11 protein-coding genes are annotated in these 15,782 nt (G+C 61.6%); 9 read left to right on the top strand and 2 right to left on the bottom strand.

The window, feature by feature from the left end; genetic code table 11:
* Positions 1-87: 87 nt before the first annotated feature.
* The 3 genes from BLT00_RS25380 to BLT00_RS25370 all read left to right on the top strand — a co-directional run bounded on the left by BLT00_RS25380 (position 88) and on the right by BLT00_RS25370 (position 3,012).
* Entirely contained in the window at positions 88-708 is a 621-nt protein-coding gene (locus tag BLT00_RS25380) for a TetR/AcrR family transcriptional regulator (protein WP_092142937.1), read from the top strand.
* 201 nt (positions 709-909) lie between these two features.
* Positions 910-1,689: a thioesterase family protein gene (locus BLT00_RS25375; RefSeq protein ID WP_063320944.1), complete on the top strand. Its 780-nt coding sequence runs from the start codon at positions 910-912 to the stop codon at positions 1,687-1,689.
* A gap of 51 nt (positions 1,690-1,740) precedes the next feature.
* On the top strand, positions 1,741-3,012 hold the full coding sequence (locus tag BLT00_RS25370; protein ID WP_092142941.1) for an OmpP1/FadL family transporter: 1,272 nt from the start codon (positions 1,741-1,743) through the stop codon (positions 3,010-3,012).
* Positions 3,013-3,069: 57 nt separating this feature from the next.
* On the opposite strand, the gene BLT00_RS25365 is transcribed toward BLT00_RS25370, so the two are convergent.
* Together BLT00_RS25365 and BLT00_RS25360 are read right to left on the bottom strand one after the other, a co-directional pair.
* Positions 3,070-3,855, bottom strand: a complete 786-nt coding sequence (locus tag BLT00_RS25365) for an SDR family NAD(P)-dependent oxidoreductase (RefSeq protein ID WP_092142944.1) — start codon at positions 3,853-3,855, stop codon at positions 3,070-3,072.
* A 48-nt stretch (positions 3,856-3,903) separates the two neighbouring features.
* Entirely contained in the window at positions 3,904-5,367 is a 1,464-nt protein-coding gene (locus BLT00_RS25360) for an efflux transporter outer membrane subunit (RefSeq protein WP_092142947.1), read from the bottom strand.
* A gap of 220 nt (positions 5,368-5,587) precedes the next feature.
* Between BLT00_RS25360 and BLT00_RS25355 the strand changes: the two genes are divergently transcribed.
* The 6 genes from BLT00_RS25355 (at position 5,588) to BLT00_RS25330 (ending at position 15,707) form a co-directional block, all read left to right on the top strand.
* Positions 5,588-6,697: an efflux RND transporter periplasmic adaptor subunit gene (locus BLT00_RS25355; RefSeq protein WP_092142950.1), complete on the top strand. Its 1,110-nt coding sequence runs from the start codon at positions 5,588-5,590 to the stop codon at positions 6,695-6,697.
* Entirely contained in the window at positions 6,694-9,774 is a 3,081-nt protein-coding gene (locus BLT00_RS25350) for an efflux RND transporter permease subunit (protein ID WP_092142953.1), read from the top strand. The genes BLT00_RS25355 and BLT00_RS25350 overlap by 4 nt, the downstream gene beginning before the upstream one ends.
* 54 nt (positions 9,775-9,828) lie before the next feature.
* Positions 9,829-11,121, top strand: a complete 1,293-nt coding sequence (gene fabF, locus BLT00_RS25345; protein WP_092142956.1) for a beta-ketoacyl-ACP synthase II — start codon at positions 9,829-9,831, stop codon at positions 11,119-11,121.
* Between the two features lie 231 nt (positions 11,122-11,352).
* A complete protein-coding gene (locus BLT00_RS25340; protein ID WP_092142959.1) occupies positions 11,353-13,068 on the top strand; it encodes a type I secretion system permease/ATPase in 1,716 nt (571 codons plus the stop codon).
* A 19-nt stretch (positions 13,069-13,087) separates the two neighbouring features.
* Positions 13,088-14,398 (top strand): HlyD family type I secretion periplasmic adaptor subunit, encoded by a 1,311-nt coding sequence (locus BLT00_RS25335; protein WP_256572687.1) that lies wholly within the window; start codon positions 13,088-13,090, stop codon positions 14,396-14,398.
* A 1-nt stretch (position 14,399) separates the two neighbouring features.
* Entirely contained in the window at positions 14,400-15,707 is a 1,308-nt protein-coding gene (locus BLT00_RS25330; RefSeq protein WP_092142965.1) for a TolC family protein, read from the top strand.
* Positions 15,708-15,782: the final 75 nt, after the last annotated feature.

The raw sequence follows: 15,782 nt of genomic DNA, 5'->3' as shown, positions 1-15,782 counted from the left end.
CGTGTAACGGACGGACGGCTGTTTTGTGACTGTATTCATAGGTGGTCACAAGTTGTCATCCCTCGCAGGGATGCGTAAGCTGCTCCCATGAATCAGCCAACATCACCTTCGCCCAGCACTCGCGGCCCAGCCGATCATGACATTCGCGACCAGATTGTCGCGGCGGCCAACGAGCATTTCAGTCAATACGGCTACGCCAAGACCACCGTGTCTGACCTGGCCAAGGCCATCGGCTTTTCCAAGGCGTACATCTACAAGTTCTTCGATTCCAAGCAGGCGATTGGCGAAGCCATTTGCTCCGGCTGTCTTGCGAAGATCGTTGCGGCCGTGGAGGAGGCCATCGGCGAGGAAGGGCTCTCTTCGACCGAGCGCTTTCGCCGCCTGGTCAAGACCCTGATTACCACGGGGATCGACCTGTTCTTCAATGATCGCAAGCTCTACGACATTGCCGCATTCTCCGCGTCGGAGCGCTGGCCCAGCTCCCTGGTGTATGACGCACGGATCAAGCAATTCGTGGTGCAGGTCGTACGGGAAGGGCGCGAAAGCGGTGAGTTCGAACGCAAGACGCCGTTGGATGAAACCGTCGAAGCGATACACCTGACCCTTCGACCTTTCGTCAATCCTCTATTGCTGCAGTACAGCCTCGATCATGTCGAGGTGGCGCCGACGCTGACCGCCAACCTCATCCTGCGTAGCCTGATGCCCTGAGGGACGGCTGCGACGAGCGGCCGTCCCGATTCAGAAACGACTTCCTTGCCTTCCGGTTGTACCTGACCGATCGGTCTCTTTTTGCCTGTTTAGTGACTATTGACAATAATGGTCACGTGAATAAGTATGGCATCGACTTTCAAGTGATCCTTCTTGCGATGCTTCTGCGGGTTCACGTTCAGGCCGTCGGAGGACGTCTAAATGACCAGTTTTGCTCAGGTGCTGGCGCAGTTTGATCCGAGCGTGCCGTTCGTTGCTCCAGCCAATTGGCAGCAGGGCCGGACGATCTTCGGTGGTCTTTCGGCGGCGTTGTCGTTGGAAACGGTTCTGCGCGAGCGCCCACAGGGCTTTCCTCCGTTCAAGTCTGCGCAGGTTTCATTCATAGGTCCGGTCACGCAAGCCCAGACGTTCGATACAAGCGTGTTGCGCGAAGGGCGGTCCGTGACTTCGGTGTCTGTCGACTGCAAGTCGGGCGATGAGCTGGCGTTGCGCACGACCTTGCTGTTCGCTCAGCCACGCGCCAGCAGGATTACCCATGAGGCATGGGGATGCCCGTTGGTGGAGCAGGCGTCGCGGTACGCCACGCTGGCGCTGGACAACACCATTGCGCCTGCCTGCGCCTTCAACTTCGAAATGCGCCCTGCGGGTGGGTCATTGCCGGTGTCCGGGGCTACAGATCCCGAGTTGCTGATGTGGGTTCGTCACCTGGATGCCCAGGGGGTAGACCCGGCGGTGGCTTTGATCGCCCTCGCTGACAGTCTGCCGCCCGCCGCGATGACCTGCTTCACAGAGCCGGCAGCCATCAGCTCGGCTTCCTGGACAATCGATCTGCCGCAGCCCGCCGTGGCCGGCGAATGGTTTCTCATCAGCGCCTTCAGCCAGCAGGCTTCGGAGGGCTACTCCTTGCAAGATATGGAAATCTGGGACGAAAGCGGTCGGCGAGTGCTTTGGGCGCGCCAGACCGTGGCGATTTTTACCTAATAGAAAAACAAACCGTTCCATCCCCCAGCAATTGTTCCTAGAGTCCTAATAATGAAAAGAATCTTGCTCAAGACCCCCATGAGTCTCGCCGTTGCGCTTGCAACGTCCCAAGTGTTTGCCAGCGGCTTCGCGCTGAACGAACAAAGTATCAGTGGGATGGGCGCGGGTTTTGCCGGGCGGTCCTCTTCCGCTGAAGATGCCAGTACTGTCTTCGGCAACCCGGCGGGCATGTCTCGCTTGAAGAAAGAGCAGGTCAGCCTGGGCGCTGCGACACTGTTTACCCAGAGCGATATCAGCCAGACCCGCAGCACTTTCGGTGGCCGAGAGGACGGTGACATGGTGCCGACCACCACGGTGCCGATGGGTTACTACGTCAAGCCGGTGGATGAGCATTGGGCTGTCGGCGTTGGCTTTTATGTGCCATTTGGTTTGATCACCGATTATGGCAGCGACTTTGCCGGGCGTTATTACGGCAATAAAAGCGAAGTGACGACGCTGACTTTCCAGCCTACCGTCAGCTATGCCTTCAACGACAAGGTGTCGATCGGGTTTGGTCCGACCATCAACCGGATCAGCGGTGAGATCTCCGGGATGGTGCCCAATCCCCTCAGTCCCGGCAGCAACGATGGGAAGCTGAAAAGCAACGGCGACGATACGGCGCTCGGCTTCAACGCCGGCATCCTGGTGCAGGCGACGGACCAGACTCGCCTGGGGCTGACTTACCACTCCAAGGTCAGTTACCACCTGGATGCCAAGTCCAAGCTCACGGGTGGCATTTTCAGTGTGTTGGGGGTAAGTGGCCGCAGCTATGACGCGTCGTTGGACGTGGATACTCCGGAGTCAGTGGACATCTCGCTCACTCATCAGCTCAATGACGACTGGACGATGTACCTGGGAAGTACCTGGACGCGCTGGAGCCGCTTCAAGGAGCTGACCATCGAGAACTCCGGCTTGCCTGCGCTGCTGAGCGGCGCGCTGGGCACCGTCAGCGAAGAACAGGACTGGCATGATACTTGGGCCCATGCCATCGGTGCCGCGTATAAACTCAACGATCAATGGGTCTTGCGCGCGGGCTTGTCGGTCGACCAGTCGCCCGCCAACAACACCAACCGTGGGCCTCGGATACCAACCGGCGACCGCACGGTGCTCAGCTTCGGTGCCGGCTGGACGCCTGTGGAAGAGGTGACGATCGACGTGGCTTACTCCTACTTGCAGGAAGAGAGCGTGCGCATCAACGAAACCTCGTCGACCCGTGGCGCATACAGTTCCAAATACCGGAACAGTGCCAGCGGTTTTGGTACTTCAGTCAGCTATCGCTTCTAGCGCAATAGGGCGTGTGCCGGGAGCCCTTGCAGTTCCCGGTCCTTCGCCGCATCGCATTCATACCCCCATGACATTCGCCATGAGACGCTGGTGAAATCGGCGTGGTGTGGCCCAGGTCAACACCGTGAGCGCCTTGTTGCCGAAGCCGGGCACCACACTCATGCGCCCGGCTTGCAGCGCGCGGATGCCTGCGCGAACCACTGGTTGGGGTTGCATCATCACCATCTTCAGCGCTGGCGTGAGGGTCTGGTTGGCACTCTGCGCAAACCCGGTATCCGACATACCTGGGCACAGCGCGGTCACGACGACACCGTCGCCCTTGAGTTCCTGGTGCAGCGCCTCGGAGAAGCGAAGCACGTAGGCCTTGGCCGCTGAATAGACCGCGAAATTTTTCACGCCTTGATAGGAAAGCAAGCTGGCGACCTGCAAGATGTGGCCGCGGCGGCGGATGCGCATGTCCTGGGCAAAGAGGCGAGTCATGGTGGTCAGGCTGGCGATGTCCAGATCGATCATTGCCAGGGATTGGTCAATGGCGTGGTCCAGGAACGGGCCCTGCAATCCATGGCCGGCGTTGTTGATGAGCACATCGACTGCAATACCCTGTTGAACCAGTCGCTTGTGCAGGTCGATGACTGCCGGAATCGACGACAGGTCGACTTGTTCGGTGATCACCTCGGTGCCGAAACGCTCGCGCAGTTCTTTTGACAGCGCTTCCAGTTTGTCCAGCCTGCGGGCTACCAGGACGAGGGATTTTCCCTGTGCTGCGTATTGCCGGGCGAACTCCTCGCCAAAGCCGCTTGAAGCGCCCGTGATGAGCACCCAGGAATTCTCGTTGGTTTTCATGTGGCTGGACTCCGGTTGTAAAGATTGAAAATAGTGGTGATTGCCTGATCATCGGCTCGCTACCGGCTGCGGTGGCTGTGGCGCTTGCCAGCCGCCACCGAGGGCTCTGAATGCTGCGACCGCCGCCCGTGCCGATTCCGTCCGTGCTTGTGCCCGGGCATCGGATGCCTGGAGCAGTGTCTGGTCGGCGTTGAGGACATCGATCAGGCTGGCCGTGCCTTTCTGATAGGCAATAAAGGATGATCGACGCGCCTCGCTCAATGACGCTTCGCCTGTGGTGAGTGTCGTGGCCTGGGCTTCTCGGTTGACCAAGGCGGAGAAGGCATTCTCGACATCCTCGGTGGCGCGCAACGCGGACTGGCGATAAGCAGCCAGCGCTTCGGCTTCCTGTCCCTTGGCCTGGTCGATCTGGGCGTTGATCCGGCCAAAATCGAACAGCCTCCAGCGCAGTCCCAGCGCGCCCGACGCCTGGCTGGCGCCGCCGGAGAAAAGGTGCCCGGCAGAGACCGCAGTGGCGCTGCCGAGCAACGCGCTGAGGGAAAATTTCGGATAGTACTCGGCGACGGCTTCGCCGATACGGGCATTGGAGGCGGCGAGACGGCGCTCGGCGACGATGAGGTCTGGCCGGCGGCGCAGTAGATCAGCCGGCGTACCCATCTCGCTGATTTGTGGGGGCAGGGGGATGCTACCCGTCTCGGTCAGTTGCGGGCGGTGAGTGCCTGGCGGCGTGCCGAGCATGACATCCAGCGCATTCATGGCGGCGTCCAGCCCGGTTTGCAGGACCGGTACCGTTGCCTGGACCTGGGCAAGCGCGCCTTCGGTCTGGCGGACCTGATAGCTGGCGGCGAGCCCTTTGCTGTAGAGCAACTGGACTTTTTCCAGCAGGTCCTGCTGGGTCTTGACCTGGTGGTTCGCAATATCCAGCCGCGCTTGCAAGCCGCGCAGGGTGATGTAGATGTCTGCGGTCTGCGCGGCCACGGCCAGCCTTGTCGCCGCGGCTCCGGCCTCGGAGGCCTGGTATTCGGCCAATGCAGCTTCGCGTCCGCGTCGCAGGCCGCCAAAGACATCCAGTTCCCAGCTCGCGCCGAGGTCCAGCTCGTAGCTGTTCCCGTACCGATCAAAACCAGGGTTCGAGTTGAGCAATTGGCCCTGCGGCGTCTCGACGGATTGATAGGCGCGTGCGGCCTGGCCACTGATATTTCCCGAGGGCAACAAGGCGGCGTTGGCTGCACCAAGGCCGGCCCGCGCCTGAGCAACGCGCGCCGACGCCTGGGCGAGCTCAAGGTTCTGCTCCAGGGCTTTGGCGATAAAGTCGCTCAGCACCGGGTCGCCAAACCCCTCCCACCAGGTGGTGAGGCTGGCCTGTGTTGTACCGCTCCTTTGCTCGACAGAAGGCTGGCCCAGGAAACGATCCGACAGGACAGCGTTGGGACGCTGATAGTCCGGACCGACCGCGCAGCCGGCCATCAAGCTGACGCTTACTAATAAAGCAAGGGGGCGGAGGGGAGGCATTGCGGTTTCCTCGGGATCGACATTTGTGACCATATTATAGAATGGTCACAGTCTGTCAATTGGTTATGAAGTCCGCTTCGTGGATCCAAGGCCCTTTGTTTACCGGGGATTATCCGTGAGCCAACAGGGCCAAAAACAAAACTTCAATTGGTGACCATTGACAGTATTGGTCACGAGCGCAAGAATGGGTTCCCCATCCTCTGTCCAGTAAAGGGAACCTATGCTCCGGCTCCGACCTGTCACCCTTGCCGCTTGCTTGTTGCCTCTTGTCCTCACGGCGTGCGGCGACTCATCCACTGCCACCGATCCGCGCACGCTTGCTCCTCTGGTGAGGGTTGCGCAGGTGCAGGGTTCCTCCGTCGGCGCTCGCTCTTTCACTGGCGTCGTGGCGGCCCGCGTCCAGAGCGACCTGGGTTTTCGTGTGTCAGGCAAGGTCCTGGAGCGGTTGGTGGATGCCGGTCAGGCGGTCAAGAAAGGCCAGCCGCTGATGCGTCTGGACCCCATCGACCTGGGCTTGCAGGCGCGAGCCCAGCAAGAGGCTGTCACGGCCGCGCGCGCCCGGGCCAAGCAGACCGCGGACGATGAAGCTCGATATCGCGAACTGGTGGCCGCCGGGGCGATTTCGGCGTCGGGCTATGACCAGATCAAAGCCGCCTCCGATACCGCGAAGGCGCAGCTCAGCGCCGCCGAGGCGCAAGCCGACGTGGCCCGCAATGCGTCCGGCTATGCAGTGCTCCTAGCCGACGCCGATGGTGTGGTGATGGAAACGCTCGCCGAACCGGGGCAAGTCGTCAGTCCGGGTCAACCGGTGGTCCGACTGGCGCGAGCCGGGCAGCGCGAAGCCGTCGTGCAACTGCCCGAGACCCTGCGACCAGCCGTCGGGTCCAGTGCCCAGGCGACGCTGTATGGCAGCACCAGCGGGGCGGTCACCGCCAGGCTCAGGCTGCTTTCCGATTCGGCTGACCGGGTGACCCGTACCTTTGAAGCGCGCTATGTCCTGGAGGGCGCCCTGGCTAATGCACCGCTGGGCTCGACCGTCACACTGCGTATCGCCGAGGGCGTGGCCCAGGGGCCGGTGCTGCAAGTGCCGATTGCGGCGCTGTACGACCCCGGCAATGGCACTGGCGTGTGGGTCATCGACGGCGAGCCGGCAAAAGTGACTTGGCGTCCCGTCCAGGTCTTGGGCTTGAGCGACGACGCGGCGCGCGTTGCAGGCCGTCTCAACGTTGGTGAGCGGATTGTCGCCCTGGGTGCACATCTGTTGCGTGAAGGCGAGCCCGTCCGGCTGCTTGCACCGGGCGATGTGAACGTCGCGGGGACCCGCCAATGAGCTTCAATCTTTCGGCGCTCGCCGTGCGCGAGCGCGCCATCACGGTATTTCTGATTTTCCTGATCGCCGTCGCCGGGACCTTGGCGTTCTTCAAGCTTGGCCGCGCGGAGGATCCGCCGTTCACGGTCAAGCAACTGACCGTCATTACTGCATGGCCGGGGGCGACGGCGCGGGAGATGCAGGACCAGGTCGCCGAGCCCCTGGAAAAACGCCTGCAGGAGTTGAAATGGTACGACCGCTCGGAAACCTACACTCGTCCCGGCCTGGCTTTCACCATGGTTTCGCTACTGGACCGCACGCCGCCTTCACAGGTGCAGGAAGAGTTCTACCAGGCGCGCAAGAAGCTCGACGACGAAGCCACCAAGTTGCCGGCGGGGGTGATCGGGCCACTGGTCAACGACGAGTACTCGGACGTGACGTTTGCGCTGTTTGCCCTCAAGGCCAAGGGTGAGCCGCAGCGCCTGCTGGTGCGTGATGCCGAGGTGTTGCGCCAGCGCCTGTTGCATGTGGCGGGGGTGAAGAAGGTCAACATCATCGGCGAACAGGCCGAGCGCATTTTCATTTCCTTTTCCCATGACCGGCTGGCGACCTTGGGGGTCTCCCCCCAGGACATCTTCGCCGCACTGAACAGCCAGAACGTACTGACGCCCGCCGGCTCCATCGAAACCAAAGGGCCACAGGTTTTCCTGCGGGTGGAGGGGGCCTTCGATACCTTGGAGAAAATCCGCGACACGCCGCTGACAATCCAGGGGCGCACGTTGAAGCTCTCGGACGTGGCGACGGTTGAACGTGGCTACGAAGATCCGGCCACCTTCCTGGTGCGCAACAATGGCGAAGAGGCGTTGTTGCTGGGCGTGATCATGCGCGAGGGTTGGAACGGCCTCGATCTGGGCAAGGCGCTCGATGCCGAGACGAGCAAGATCAATGAAGACATGCCGCTGGGCATGACGCTGACCAAGGTGACCGATCAAGCCGTGAACATCGATTCGGCCGTCGGCGAGTTCATGGTCAAGTTTTTTGTCGCGCTGCTGGTTGTGATGCTCGTGTGCTTTCTCAGCATGGGCTGGCGTGTAGGCGTTGTGGTCGCAGCGGCCGTACCGTTGACACTGGCCATCGTGTTTGTGGTGATGGCGGCTACCGGAAAGAACTTTGACCGGATCACCTTGGGTTCGCTGATCCTGGCGCTCGGGCTGCTGGTGGACGACGCGATCATCGCGATCGAAATGATGGTGGTGAAAATGGAGGAGGGCTACGACCGGATCAAAGCCTCGGCCTATGCCTGGAGTCACACGGCTGCACCGATGCTGTCCGGTACGCTGGTGACGGCGATTGGCTTCATGCCCAACGGTTTTGCCCAATCGACCGCTGGCGAATACACCAGCAACATGTTCTGGATCGTCGGCATCGCCCTGATCGCCTCCTGGGTGGTCGCGGTGGCTTTTACCCCTTACCTGGGGGTGAAAATGTTGCCGGACATCAAACCGGTCGAGGGCGGACATGCCGCCATTTACAACACCCGCCACTACAATCGCTTCCGCCAGGTCCTGACGCGGGTCATCGGCCACAAATGGCTGGTGGCCGGTACGGTGATCACGCTGTTTGTCGTGGCCGTCCTGGGCATGGGCCTGGTGAAAAAGCAGTTCTTTCCGACTTCTGACCGTCCCGAGGTCATGGTCGAGGTGCAAATGCCCTATGGAACTTCCATCGAGCAGACCAGCGCCGCCACGGCCAAGGTCGAAGCCTGGCTGCAAAAACAGGCGGAAGCGAAAATCGTCACCGCCTATATCGGACAGGGCGCGCCGCGTTTCTTCCTGGCAATGGCGCCAGAACTCCCAGATCCGTCGTTCGCCAAGATCGTCGTGCTGACGGACAGCCAGGAGGCACGGGAAACCCTCAAGTTCCGTCTTCGCGAAGCGGTTGCCGCAGGGCTTGCCCCAGAGGCCCGTGTCAGGGCGACCCAGATTGTGTTCGGGCCGTATTCACCGTTTCCGGTGGCCTACCGGGTGATGGGGCCTGATCCGACGAAACTGCGGGAGATTGCCGCACGCGTACAGGACGTCATGCAAGCCGGCCCGATGATGAGGACGGTCAACACCGATTGGGGGCCGCTGGTGCCGACGCTGCATTTCAACTTGGATCAGGATCGCCTGCAGGCGGTCGGACTGACATCCAGTGCCGTCGCCGAGCAACTGCAATTCCTGCTGGCCGGGGTGCCGATCACGGCGGTTCGTGAGGACATCCGTTCGGTGCAGGTCGTTGGTCGAGCCGCCGGTGACATCCGTCTTGACCCTGCCCGGATCGAAGGCTTTACGCTGGTAGGGGCCGCCGGGCAGCGTATCCCGCTGTCCCAGGTCGGCGAGGTGGATGTACGCATGGAGGATCCGATCCTTCGGCGGCGCGATCGTACGCCGACCATCACCGTGCGCGGCGACATCGCCGAAGGTTTGCAGCCACCAGACGTATCGAGCGCGATGCTCGTGCTATTGCAGCCGATCCTCGACACGCTTCCTGACGGCTACCGGATCGAGCAGGCAGGGGCTATCGAGGAATCGGGCAAGGCCAACCAAGCAATCCTGCCCCTGCTGCCGATCATGGTGGCGCTGACGCTGCTGATCATCATTGTCCAGGTGCGTTCGATCTCGGCGATGCTCATGGTGTTCTTAACCGCGCCCTTGGGACTGATTGGCGTGGTGCCTATACTGCTGATATTCCAACAGCCGTTCGGCATCAATGCCCTGGTCGGCCTGATCGCACTGTCGGGCATCCTGATGCGCAACACGCTGATCCTGATCGGGCAGATCCATCACAACGCCCAAGAAGGGCTGGATCCGTTCAATGCTGTCATCGAAGCCACCGTACAGCGGGCCCGCCCCGTGCTGTTGACGGCGCTGGCGGCGATCCTGGCGTTCATTCCCCTGACGCACTCGGTGTTCTGGGGTACGTTGGCCTACACGCTGATCGGCGGTACGTTCGTCGGCACCCTCATGACCCTGGTGTTCCTGCCGGCAATGTATTCCATCTGGTTCAAGATCCGTCCAGTCCAGCCTGCTCCAATGGAAACAGTACGGCTGGTATAAGCGAGTGTTCGCGCGTGGCTGCCAGTGAGCGCCCACCGAAATGAAGAGGTTCTTATGAGTACTCCCGAAGGTCAAAAGCGAATCGTCGTCACGGGTGTCGGCATTGTCGGCCCCCTGGGCTGCGGTGTAGAAGAGGTATGGCAGCGGTTGCTGGCCGGCCGCTCCGGCATTCGTATCCTGCCTGGCGATATCACCGAGGGTACCGGTGTGGCCGTGGGCGGCCAGGTGCCGTCGTTGGAGGAAGACGCCAGCGCGGGTTACGACCCCGAACGCGTCATCCCGCCCAAGGATCGCAAGAAAATGGATCGCTTCATCGAGTTTGCGCTGGTGGCCGCCCATGAGGCCCTGGAGCAGGCGGGCTGGCATCCGACTGAAGCCGTCGACCAGGAACGCACCGCGACGATCATTTCATCGGGCGTGGGTGGGTTTGGCGCCATTGCCGATGCCGTACGCACCACCGACTCGCGGGGGCCGCGTCGGCTGTCACCGTTCTCTGCACCGGCGTTTCTCGCCAACATGGCGGCCGGCCACGTGTCCATCCGGCATGGCCTCAAAGGCCCGCTCGGCGCACCGGTAACTGCCTGTGCCGCCGGCGTCCAGGCCATCGGCGATGCGGCCCGGCTGATCCGGAGCGGGGAGGCGGACATTGCCATTTGTGGCGGTACCGAGGCGGCGATCGATCGCGTGACCCTGGGTTGTTTCGCGGCGGCCAGGGCGCTCTCCACCGGTTTTGCCGAACGCCCGCAGGAAGCGTCGCGCCCCTTCGACCGTGATCGCGACGGCTTTGTCATGGCCGAAGGCGCGGGGTTGTTGGTGATCGAGTCGCTGGAACACGCGTTGGCGCGTGGGGCCAAGCCCCTGGCGGAACTGGTCGGCTATGGCACCAGCGCCGATGCCTACCACCTGACGGCTGGCCCGGAAGACGGCAACGGCGCCCGCCGCGCAATGGAACAGGCGCTGCGCCAGGCTGCTGTCAGTCCGGCCGACGTGCAGCATATCAATGCCCACGCGACCTCTACCCAGGTCGGCGACAGCGGGGAGCTGGCGGCGATTCGTTCGGTGTTCGGCACGGAATCCGGGGTGGCGATTACCTCGACTAAATCGGCTACCGGCCACCTGCTGGGCGCGGCCGGGGGCATTGAAGCGGTTTTCACGGTATTGGCGCTGCGTGACCAGATCGTGCCGCCGACCCTGAACCTGGTTAATCCTGACGAAGCCGCCGCTGGGCTTGATCTGGTTGGCCTGAAGGCCAGGAAGATGCCGATTACCCATGCGCTTTCCAATGGGTTCGGGTTCGGTGGCGTCAATGCCAGTGTGTTGTTTCGTCGTTGGGAGGCTGAGGCTTGAGCATTTGATCTGGTGTCGCCCGCCGCGAAGGGCCATCCCGCGCGGCGTATCACCCGTCACGCCAATTTCGATTTTTCCTTAAGAACTGCAAAACCGTGCCGATACAGCGCGGTAGATCCGATTGTGCGGGCGCTCCAGTGGTGTCCCGCCGAACGATATTCCAGGCGTTCGTGCGCCTGTGCCCTTGTGATTTTTCAGGTTTGACCAGAATCGGACCTCAGGTGATGAACCATGTCAGCCCACGCCAGGACCGAACTGGAAGGCGCCCTTGCCGTCTGCAAAGGTAGTTTTCTTGCCGTTGGTTTTTTCAGTTTTTTCGTCAACTTGCTGATGCTGGTTCCTTCGTTCTACATGCTGCAGGTGTATGACCGCGCGGTAGGCAGCGCCAGCCTGTCGACCCTGTTGATGCTGACGCTGATCATGTTGCTGTTGATGATCACCCTGGGTGGTTTGGAGTGGGTCCGTTCGCGAATCATGGTGCGGATCAGCACTCGCCTGGACACGCTGCTGAGCCAGCGTCTGTTCGACGCCAGTTTCAAGCAGGCGCTCAATACCAGTGGCATGAATGCCACGGCCCAGCCTTTGAGCGACTTGAATGGTTTGCGCCAGTTCCTGACAGGCAACGGCCTGTTTGCATTTTTTGACGCGCCGTGGATCCCGATCTACCTGGCTGTCATGTTCATGTTTCATCCCTGGTACGGCTGGATGGGGGTCGTGAGTGCAGCGTTGTTGGGCGCGCTGGCCTTTGCCAACGAAAAGCTTACCCACTCACCGCTGCAGGCCGCCAACCGCGAACAGGTGGCGGCCACCGCCTTCACCAACAAGAGCTTGCGCAACGCTGAAGTGGTGCAATCCATGGGCATGCTTGCCAGCCTGCGCCAGCACTGGAGTGGACGAGCCCACAAGGTCCTTGCGCTGCAAAGCCTGGCCAGCGACCGCGCCGCAACCATGACATCGGTGTCCAGGACATTCCGGCAGATCGTCCAGTCGCTGGTGCTGGGCCTGGGCGCCTATCTGACGATCAATCACGAGATTTCGTCTGGGCTGATGATTGCCGGCTCGATTTTGCTAGGGCGCGCGCTGGCGCCCATCGATCAGTTGATCGGTGTATGGAAAGGCTTTCTGGGGGCCCGCTCGCAATATGCCCGGCTGCACGAATTGCTGTTCAAGATTGCCGCCGAGCCTGAACGCATGCCGCTACCGGCACCTGAGGGGGCGATTCGCGTCGAGGGCCTTTCGGCCGGATCCCCCGATGCTCGCAAGCCGATTATTCGCGGCGTGGGCTTTCAGGTCGCCGCGGGTGAAGCAGTGGGCATCATTGGTCCCAGCGGCGCTGGGAAGTCGACCCTGGCCAGGGCACTGCTCGGCGTCTGGCCAAGCCTGGCCGGCACCGTACGCCTGGATGGCGCGGACATCAGCCAATGGCGTAGGGAGGAGTTGGGCCCGTACATCGGCTATCTGCCGCAGGACATCGAGTTGTTCGAGGGCACCATCAGCCAGAACATTTCCCGCTTCGGCCCGGTGAACGCACCTGCCGTGGTCGCTGCCGCGCGCATGGCGGGTGTGCATGAGCTGGTGCTGCAATTGCCCGATGGCTACGACACGGTGATCGGTGCCAATGGCGGTGGATTGTCCGGCGGTCAGCGGCAACGTATCGGCCTGGCGCGCGCCTTGTACGGTGAGCCGCGCCTGGTGGTGCTCGATGAACCCAACTCCAACCTGGATGAGGCCGGCGAAAAAATGCTCGCCGAGGCGCTGCAAAAACTCAGGCAGAGCAGGGCCACGGTGTTTGTCATTACCCATCGACCTGGGGTATTGGCGCAGGTGGATAAATTGTTGGTGCTCAATCATGGCGAACTGAGTCTGTTCGGGCCGCGGGACCAGGTCCTGGCCCGCTTGCGCGATGCGACGCCCGCGGCCCGCCAGGCTGCCGCGATTCAACCGTAGGAAGCGGATGAGCGATTTCATGCAAAACAGCAAACACTCGTCCACCGCGTTGCTTGTCGATGACACACCGGTAAGGCGCGTCGGCTACCTCATGCTGCTGGTCACCTTTGGCCTGTTCGGTGGCTGGGCTGCGTTGGCCCCGCTCGACAGCTCGGCACTCGCGCCGGGCGTGGTCACGGTCAAAAGCTACCGCAAGACGGTGCAGCACCTTGAGGGCGGCATCGTGCGCGAACTGCGCGTGCATGATGGTGACCTGGTCAAAACCGGCGATGTGTTGCTGGTGCTCGACAACACCCAGGCCCGTTCGGAAATGGAAACGACGCGCAGCCAGTTGATTGCCGCGCTTCAATTGCAGGCCCGGTTGGAGGCTGAGCGTGACGCATTGCCCGAGCCTCTGGCGGTGCCTGCCCTGGATCCCGCGGACCCACGGGTGCAAGAAGCCCGCGACAGTGAGGCCCGGATCTTCCAGACCCGACGGACCTCGTTGCTGGGCGAAATCGGCTTGCAAGAGAAGACCATCGGACAAATCGAAGAACAGATTCGCGGATTCAAGGCCATCATCGCCAGCAAGCAAGCGCTGGCGGCTTCCTATCAAGAAGAAATAGTCGATTTGCGGGCACTGCTTGCCGAAGGCTTCGTGGACAAACAGCGACTGCGCGAGCAGGAGCGCAGCCTCTCTCGCCTGCAAACCGAAATAGCTGAAAGCCAGTCCGAGATTGCGCAAGCGCATGTCCATATCGACGAGGCGAGATTGAAGATACTGCAGTTGAAAAAGACCTTCGCCAGTGAAGTCGCCGGCCTGTTGGGCGATGCACGGACCAAAGTGTACGAACTGCGCGAGCGACTGGCCACCCTGCGGGACCGCGATCAACGTACCGATATCCTCGCGCCCGAGTCCGGAATGGTCATGGGCATGACGGTCCATACCCTCGGCGCCGTGGTCAGCCCAGGCACTGCGCTATTGGACATCGTCCCGGCCAACGAAGAGCTGATCATCGAGGCGCAGGTGTCGCCGATGGACATCGACCGCATCGCGTTGGGCAAGCTGGCGGACATTCGCTTCAGCGCGTTCAAGAGCAGCACCACGCCTGTCATCGAGGGGCAGTTGGTGCAGATTTCCGCCGACCGTCTGATCAACAAGGACACAGGCACGGCTTATTACCTGGCACGCGTGGCCTTGACGGACAAAGGGCGCCAGACATTGGGCAACCTTACCCTGGTGCCGGGAATGCCGGTCGAAGTGCTGGTCAATACGGGCGCGCGGACGCTGTTGCAATACTTGATACAGCCGGCGAGCAATGTGTTCGCCCGTTCGTTGATCGAGGACTGAGATGAAGTTCCTGATCACGATGTGCCTGGCCCTCCTGCCGCTGGGAGCGCTCGCTGATGATACTTATGTCGACCTGTGGCAACTGCACCAGGAAGCGCAGGGGGCTGATCCGCGTGTCCTGCGGGCACAAGCCCTGGTTCGAAGCGGCGAGGGCAAGGAACGCGCGGCCTTTGGTCAACTATTGCCACAGCTCAACGCCAGCGGCAGTGTCAACCGCAGCCGGCGCGACGACGACCTGGACCGTATCCAGTACAACGGCAAACGCATGGCCGTGATGCTCAATCAGGTGATCTACGATCCCCAGGTCTGGCGCAGTTACCAGAAGTACCTTGAGTTGGCCCGGCAGAGTGGCTACGAGTCGGTCGATACGCGGGTGCAGGCCAGCATTGATTTGTCCGAGCGTTATTTCGCCGTTCTTGCTGCGGAGGACGAGTTGTCGCTGGTGCGCAGCGAGCTGGAGGCGACCGAGCGTAACCTCAAGCGAGTCAAGGCCTTGTACGCGCGGCAGATGGCGATGGTGACCGACACACTCGACCTTGAGGCGCGAGTGGATGCGCTCAAGGCTGACGAGATCGAAGCCAGCAACAAAGTCCTGGTCAGTCGTGAAGCGATTTCCGAACTGGTGGGGCGCGATGTCAGCGAGCGGTTCAAGCGCATCGGCGACAATCCAGCCTTCATCCTGCCAGCGCAAGCGCAGGACTACTGGGTGCAGACGGCGCTCGACAGCAACCCGGCGCTGCACGCCCGGGAGCACAGTGTCCTCGCCGCCGAGGCGGCCATCGCTGAAAACAAGGCAGGGCATCTTCCCCGGCTGGGCCTGAATTTGACGGCGCAACGCAGTGACATTGGCTATGAAGGCGCCGTGACGCCTCGCTCGGACAACCTCGTTGCCTCCCTGGATTTACAGATGCCGCTCTACAGCGGCGGTTCCACCCGTGCACGGGTATCGAGTTCCGAAAGTGACAAGGAAGCCGCCCAGCAGGAGCTGGAAGCCTTGCGTCGCCAGGTCATCAAGGAAACCCGCACTGCTTATCTCGGCATGACGGCCGAGCTCAGCCGGATCAAGGCTACACGGCGGGCGCTGGAGTCGGCTGAAAAGTCTCGGGTCGCCACGGAAAAAGCCTTCGGCTATGGCGTCAAGAATGCGGTCGATGTGCTGGACAGTATCAAGGACGAGTTTCGTGCGCGGCGTGATTTCTATCAGTCCCAATACAAGTTCGTGACCAGCTTGCTGGTGCTGCATCGCTGGAGCGGAAGATTGGGAGAAGGGGATATTCGCCGGGCCAATGAGTGGTTGGTTGCGCCATAGCTGGTTGGATTCAAGCTTGAAGAGAGTGGCTATGTGATATCACTTTTTTTGTTTCTAATGCAAAATAACCCATTG

Source organism: Pseudomonas sp. NFACC51 (assembly GCF_900103575.1).
Taxonomy (GTDB): domain Bacteria; phylum Pseudomonadota; class Gammaproteobacteria; order Pseudomonadales; family Pseudomonadaceae; genus Aquipseudomonas; species Aquipseudomonas fluorescens_Q.
This window is presented reverse-complemented; position numbering and strand designations above follow the sequence as displayed.

Bases quoted from the DNA above. Each gene is read 5' to 3' on its own strand.
- BLT00_RS25380 (WP_092142937.1), top strand. From the start codon at position 88: ATGAATCAGCCAACATCACCTTCGCCCAGCACTCGCGGCCCAGCCGAT.
- BLT00_RS25375 (WP_063320944.1), top strand. From the start codon at position 910: ATGACCAGTTTTGCTCAGGTGCTGGCGCAGTTTGATCCGAGCGTGCCG.
- BLT00_RS25370 (WP_092142941.1), top strand. From the start codon at position 1,741: ATGAAAAGAATCTTGCTCAAGACCCCCATGAGTCTCGCCGTTGCGCTT.
- BLT00_RS25365 (WP_092142944.1), bottom strand. From the start codon at position 3,855: ATGAAAACCAACGAGAATTCCTGGGTGCTCATCACGGGCGCTTCAAGC.
- BLT00_RS25360 (WP_092142947.1), bottom strand. From the start codon at position 5,367: ATGCCTCCCCTCCGCCCCCTTGCTTTATTAGTAAGCGTCAGCTTGATG.
- BLT00_RS25355 (WP_092142950.1), top strand. From the start codon at position 5,588: ATGCTCCGGCTCCGACCTGTCACCCTTGCCGCTTGCTTGTTGCCTCTT.
- BLT00_RS25350 (WP_092142953.1), top strand. From the start codon at position 6,694: ATGAGCTTCAATCTTTCGGCGCTCGCCGTGCGCGAGCGCGCCATCACG.
- fabF (WP_092142956.1), top strand. From the start codon at position 9,829: ATGAGTACTCCCGAAGGTCAAAAGCGAATCGTCGTCACGGGTGTCGGC.
- BLT00_RS25340 (WP_092142959.1), top strand. From the start codon at position 11,353: ATGTCAGCCCACGCCAGGACCGAACTGGAAGGCGCCCTTGCCGTCTGC.
- BLT00_RS25335 (WP_256572687.1), top strand. From the start codon at position 13,088: ATGCAAAACAGCAAACACTCGTCCACCGCGTTGCTTGTCGATGACACA.
- BLT00_RS25330 (WP_092142965.1), top strand. From the start codon at position 14,400: ATGAAGTTCCTGATCACGATGTGCCTGGCCCTCCTGCCGCTGGGAGCG.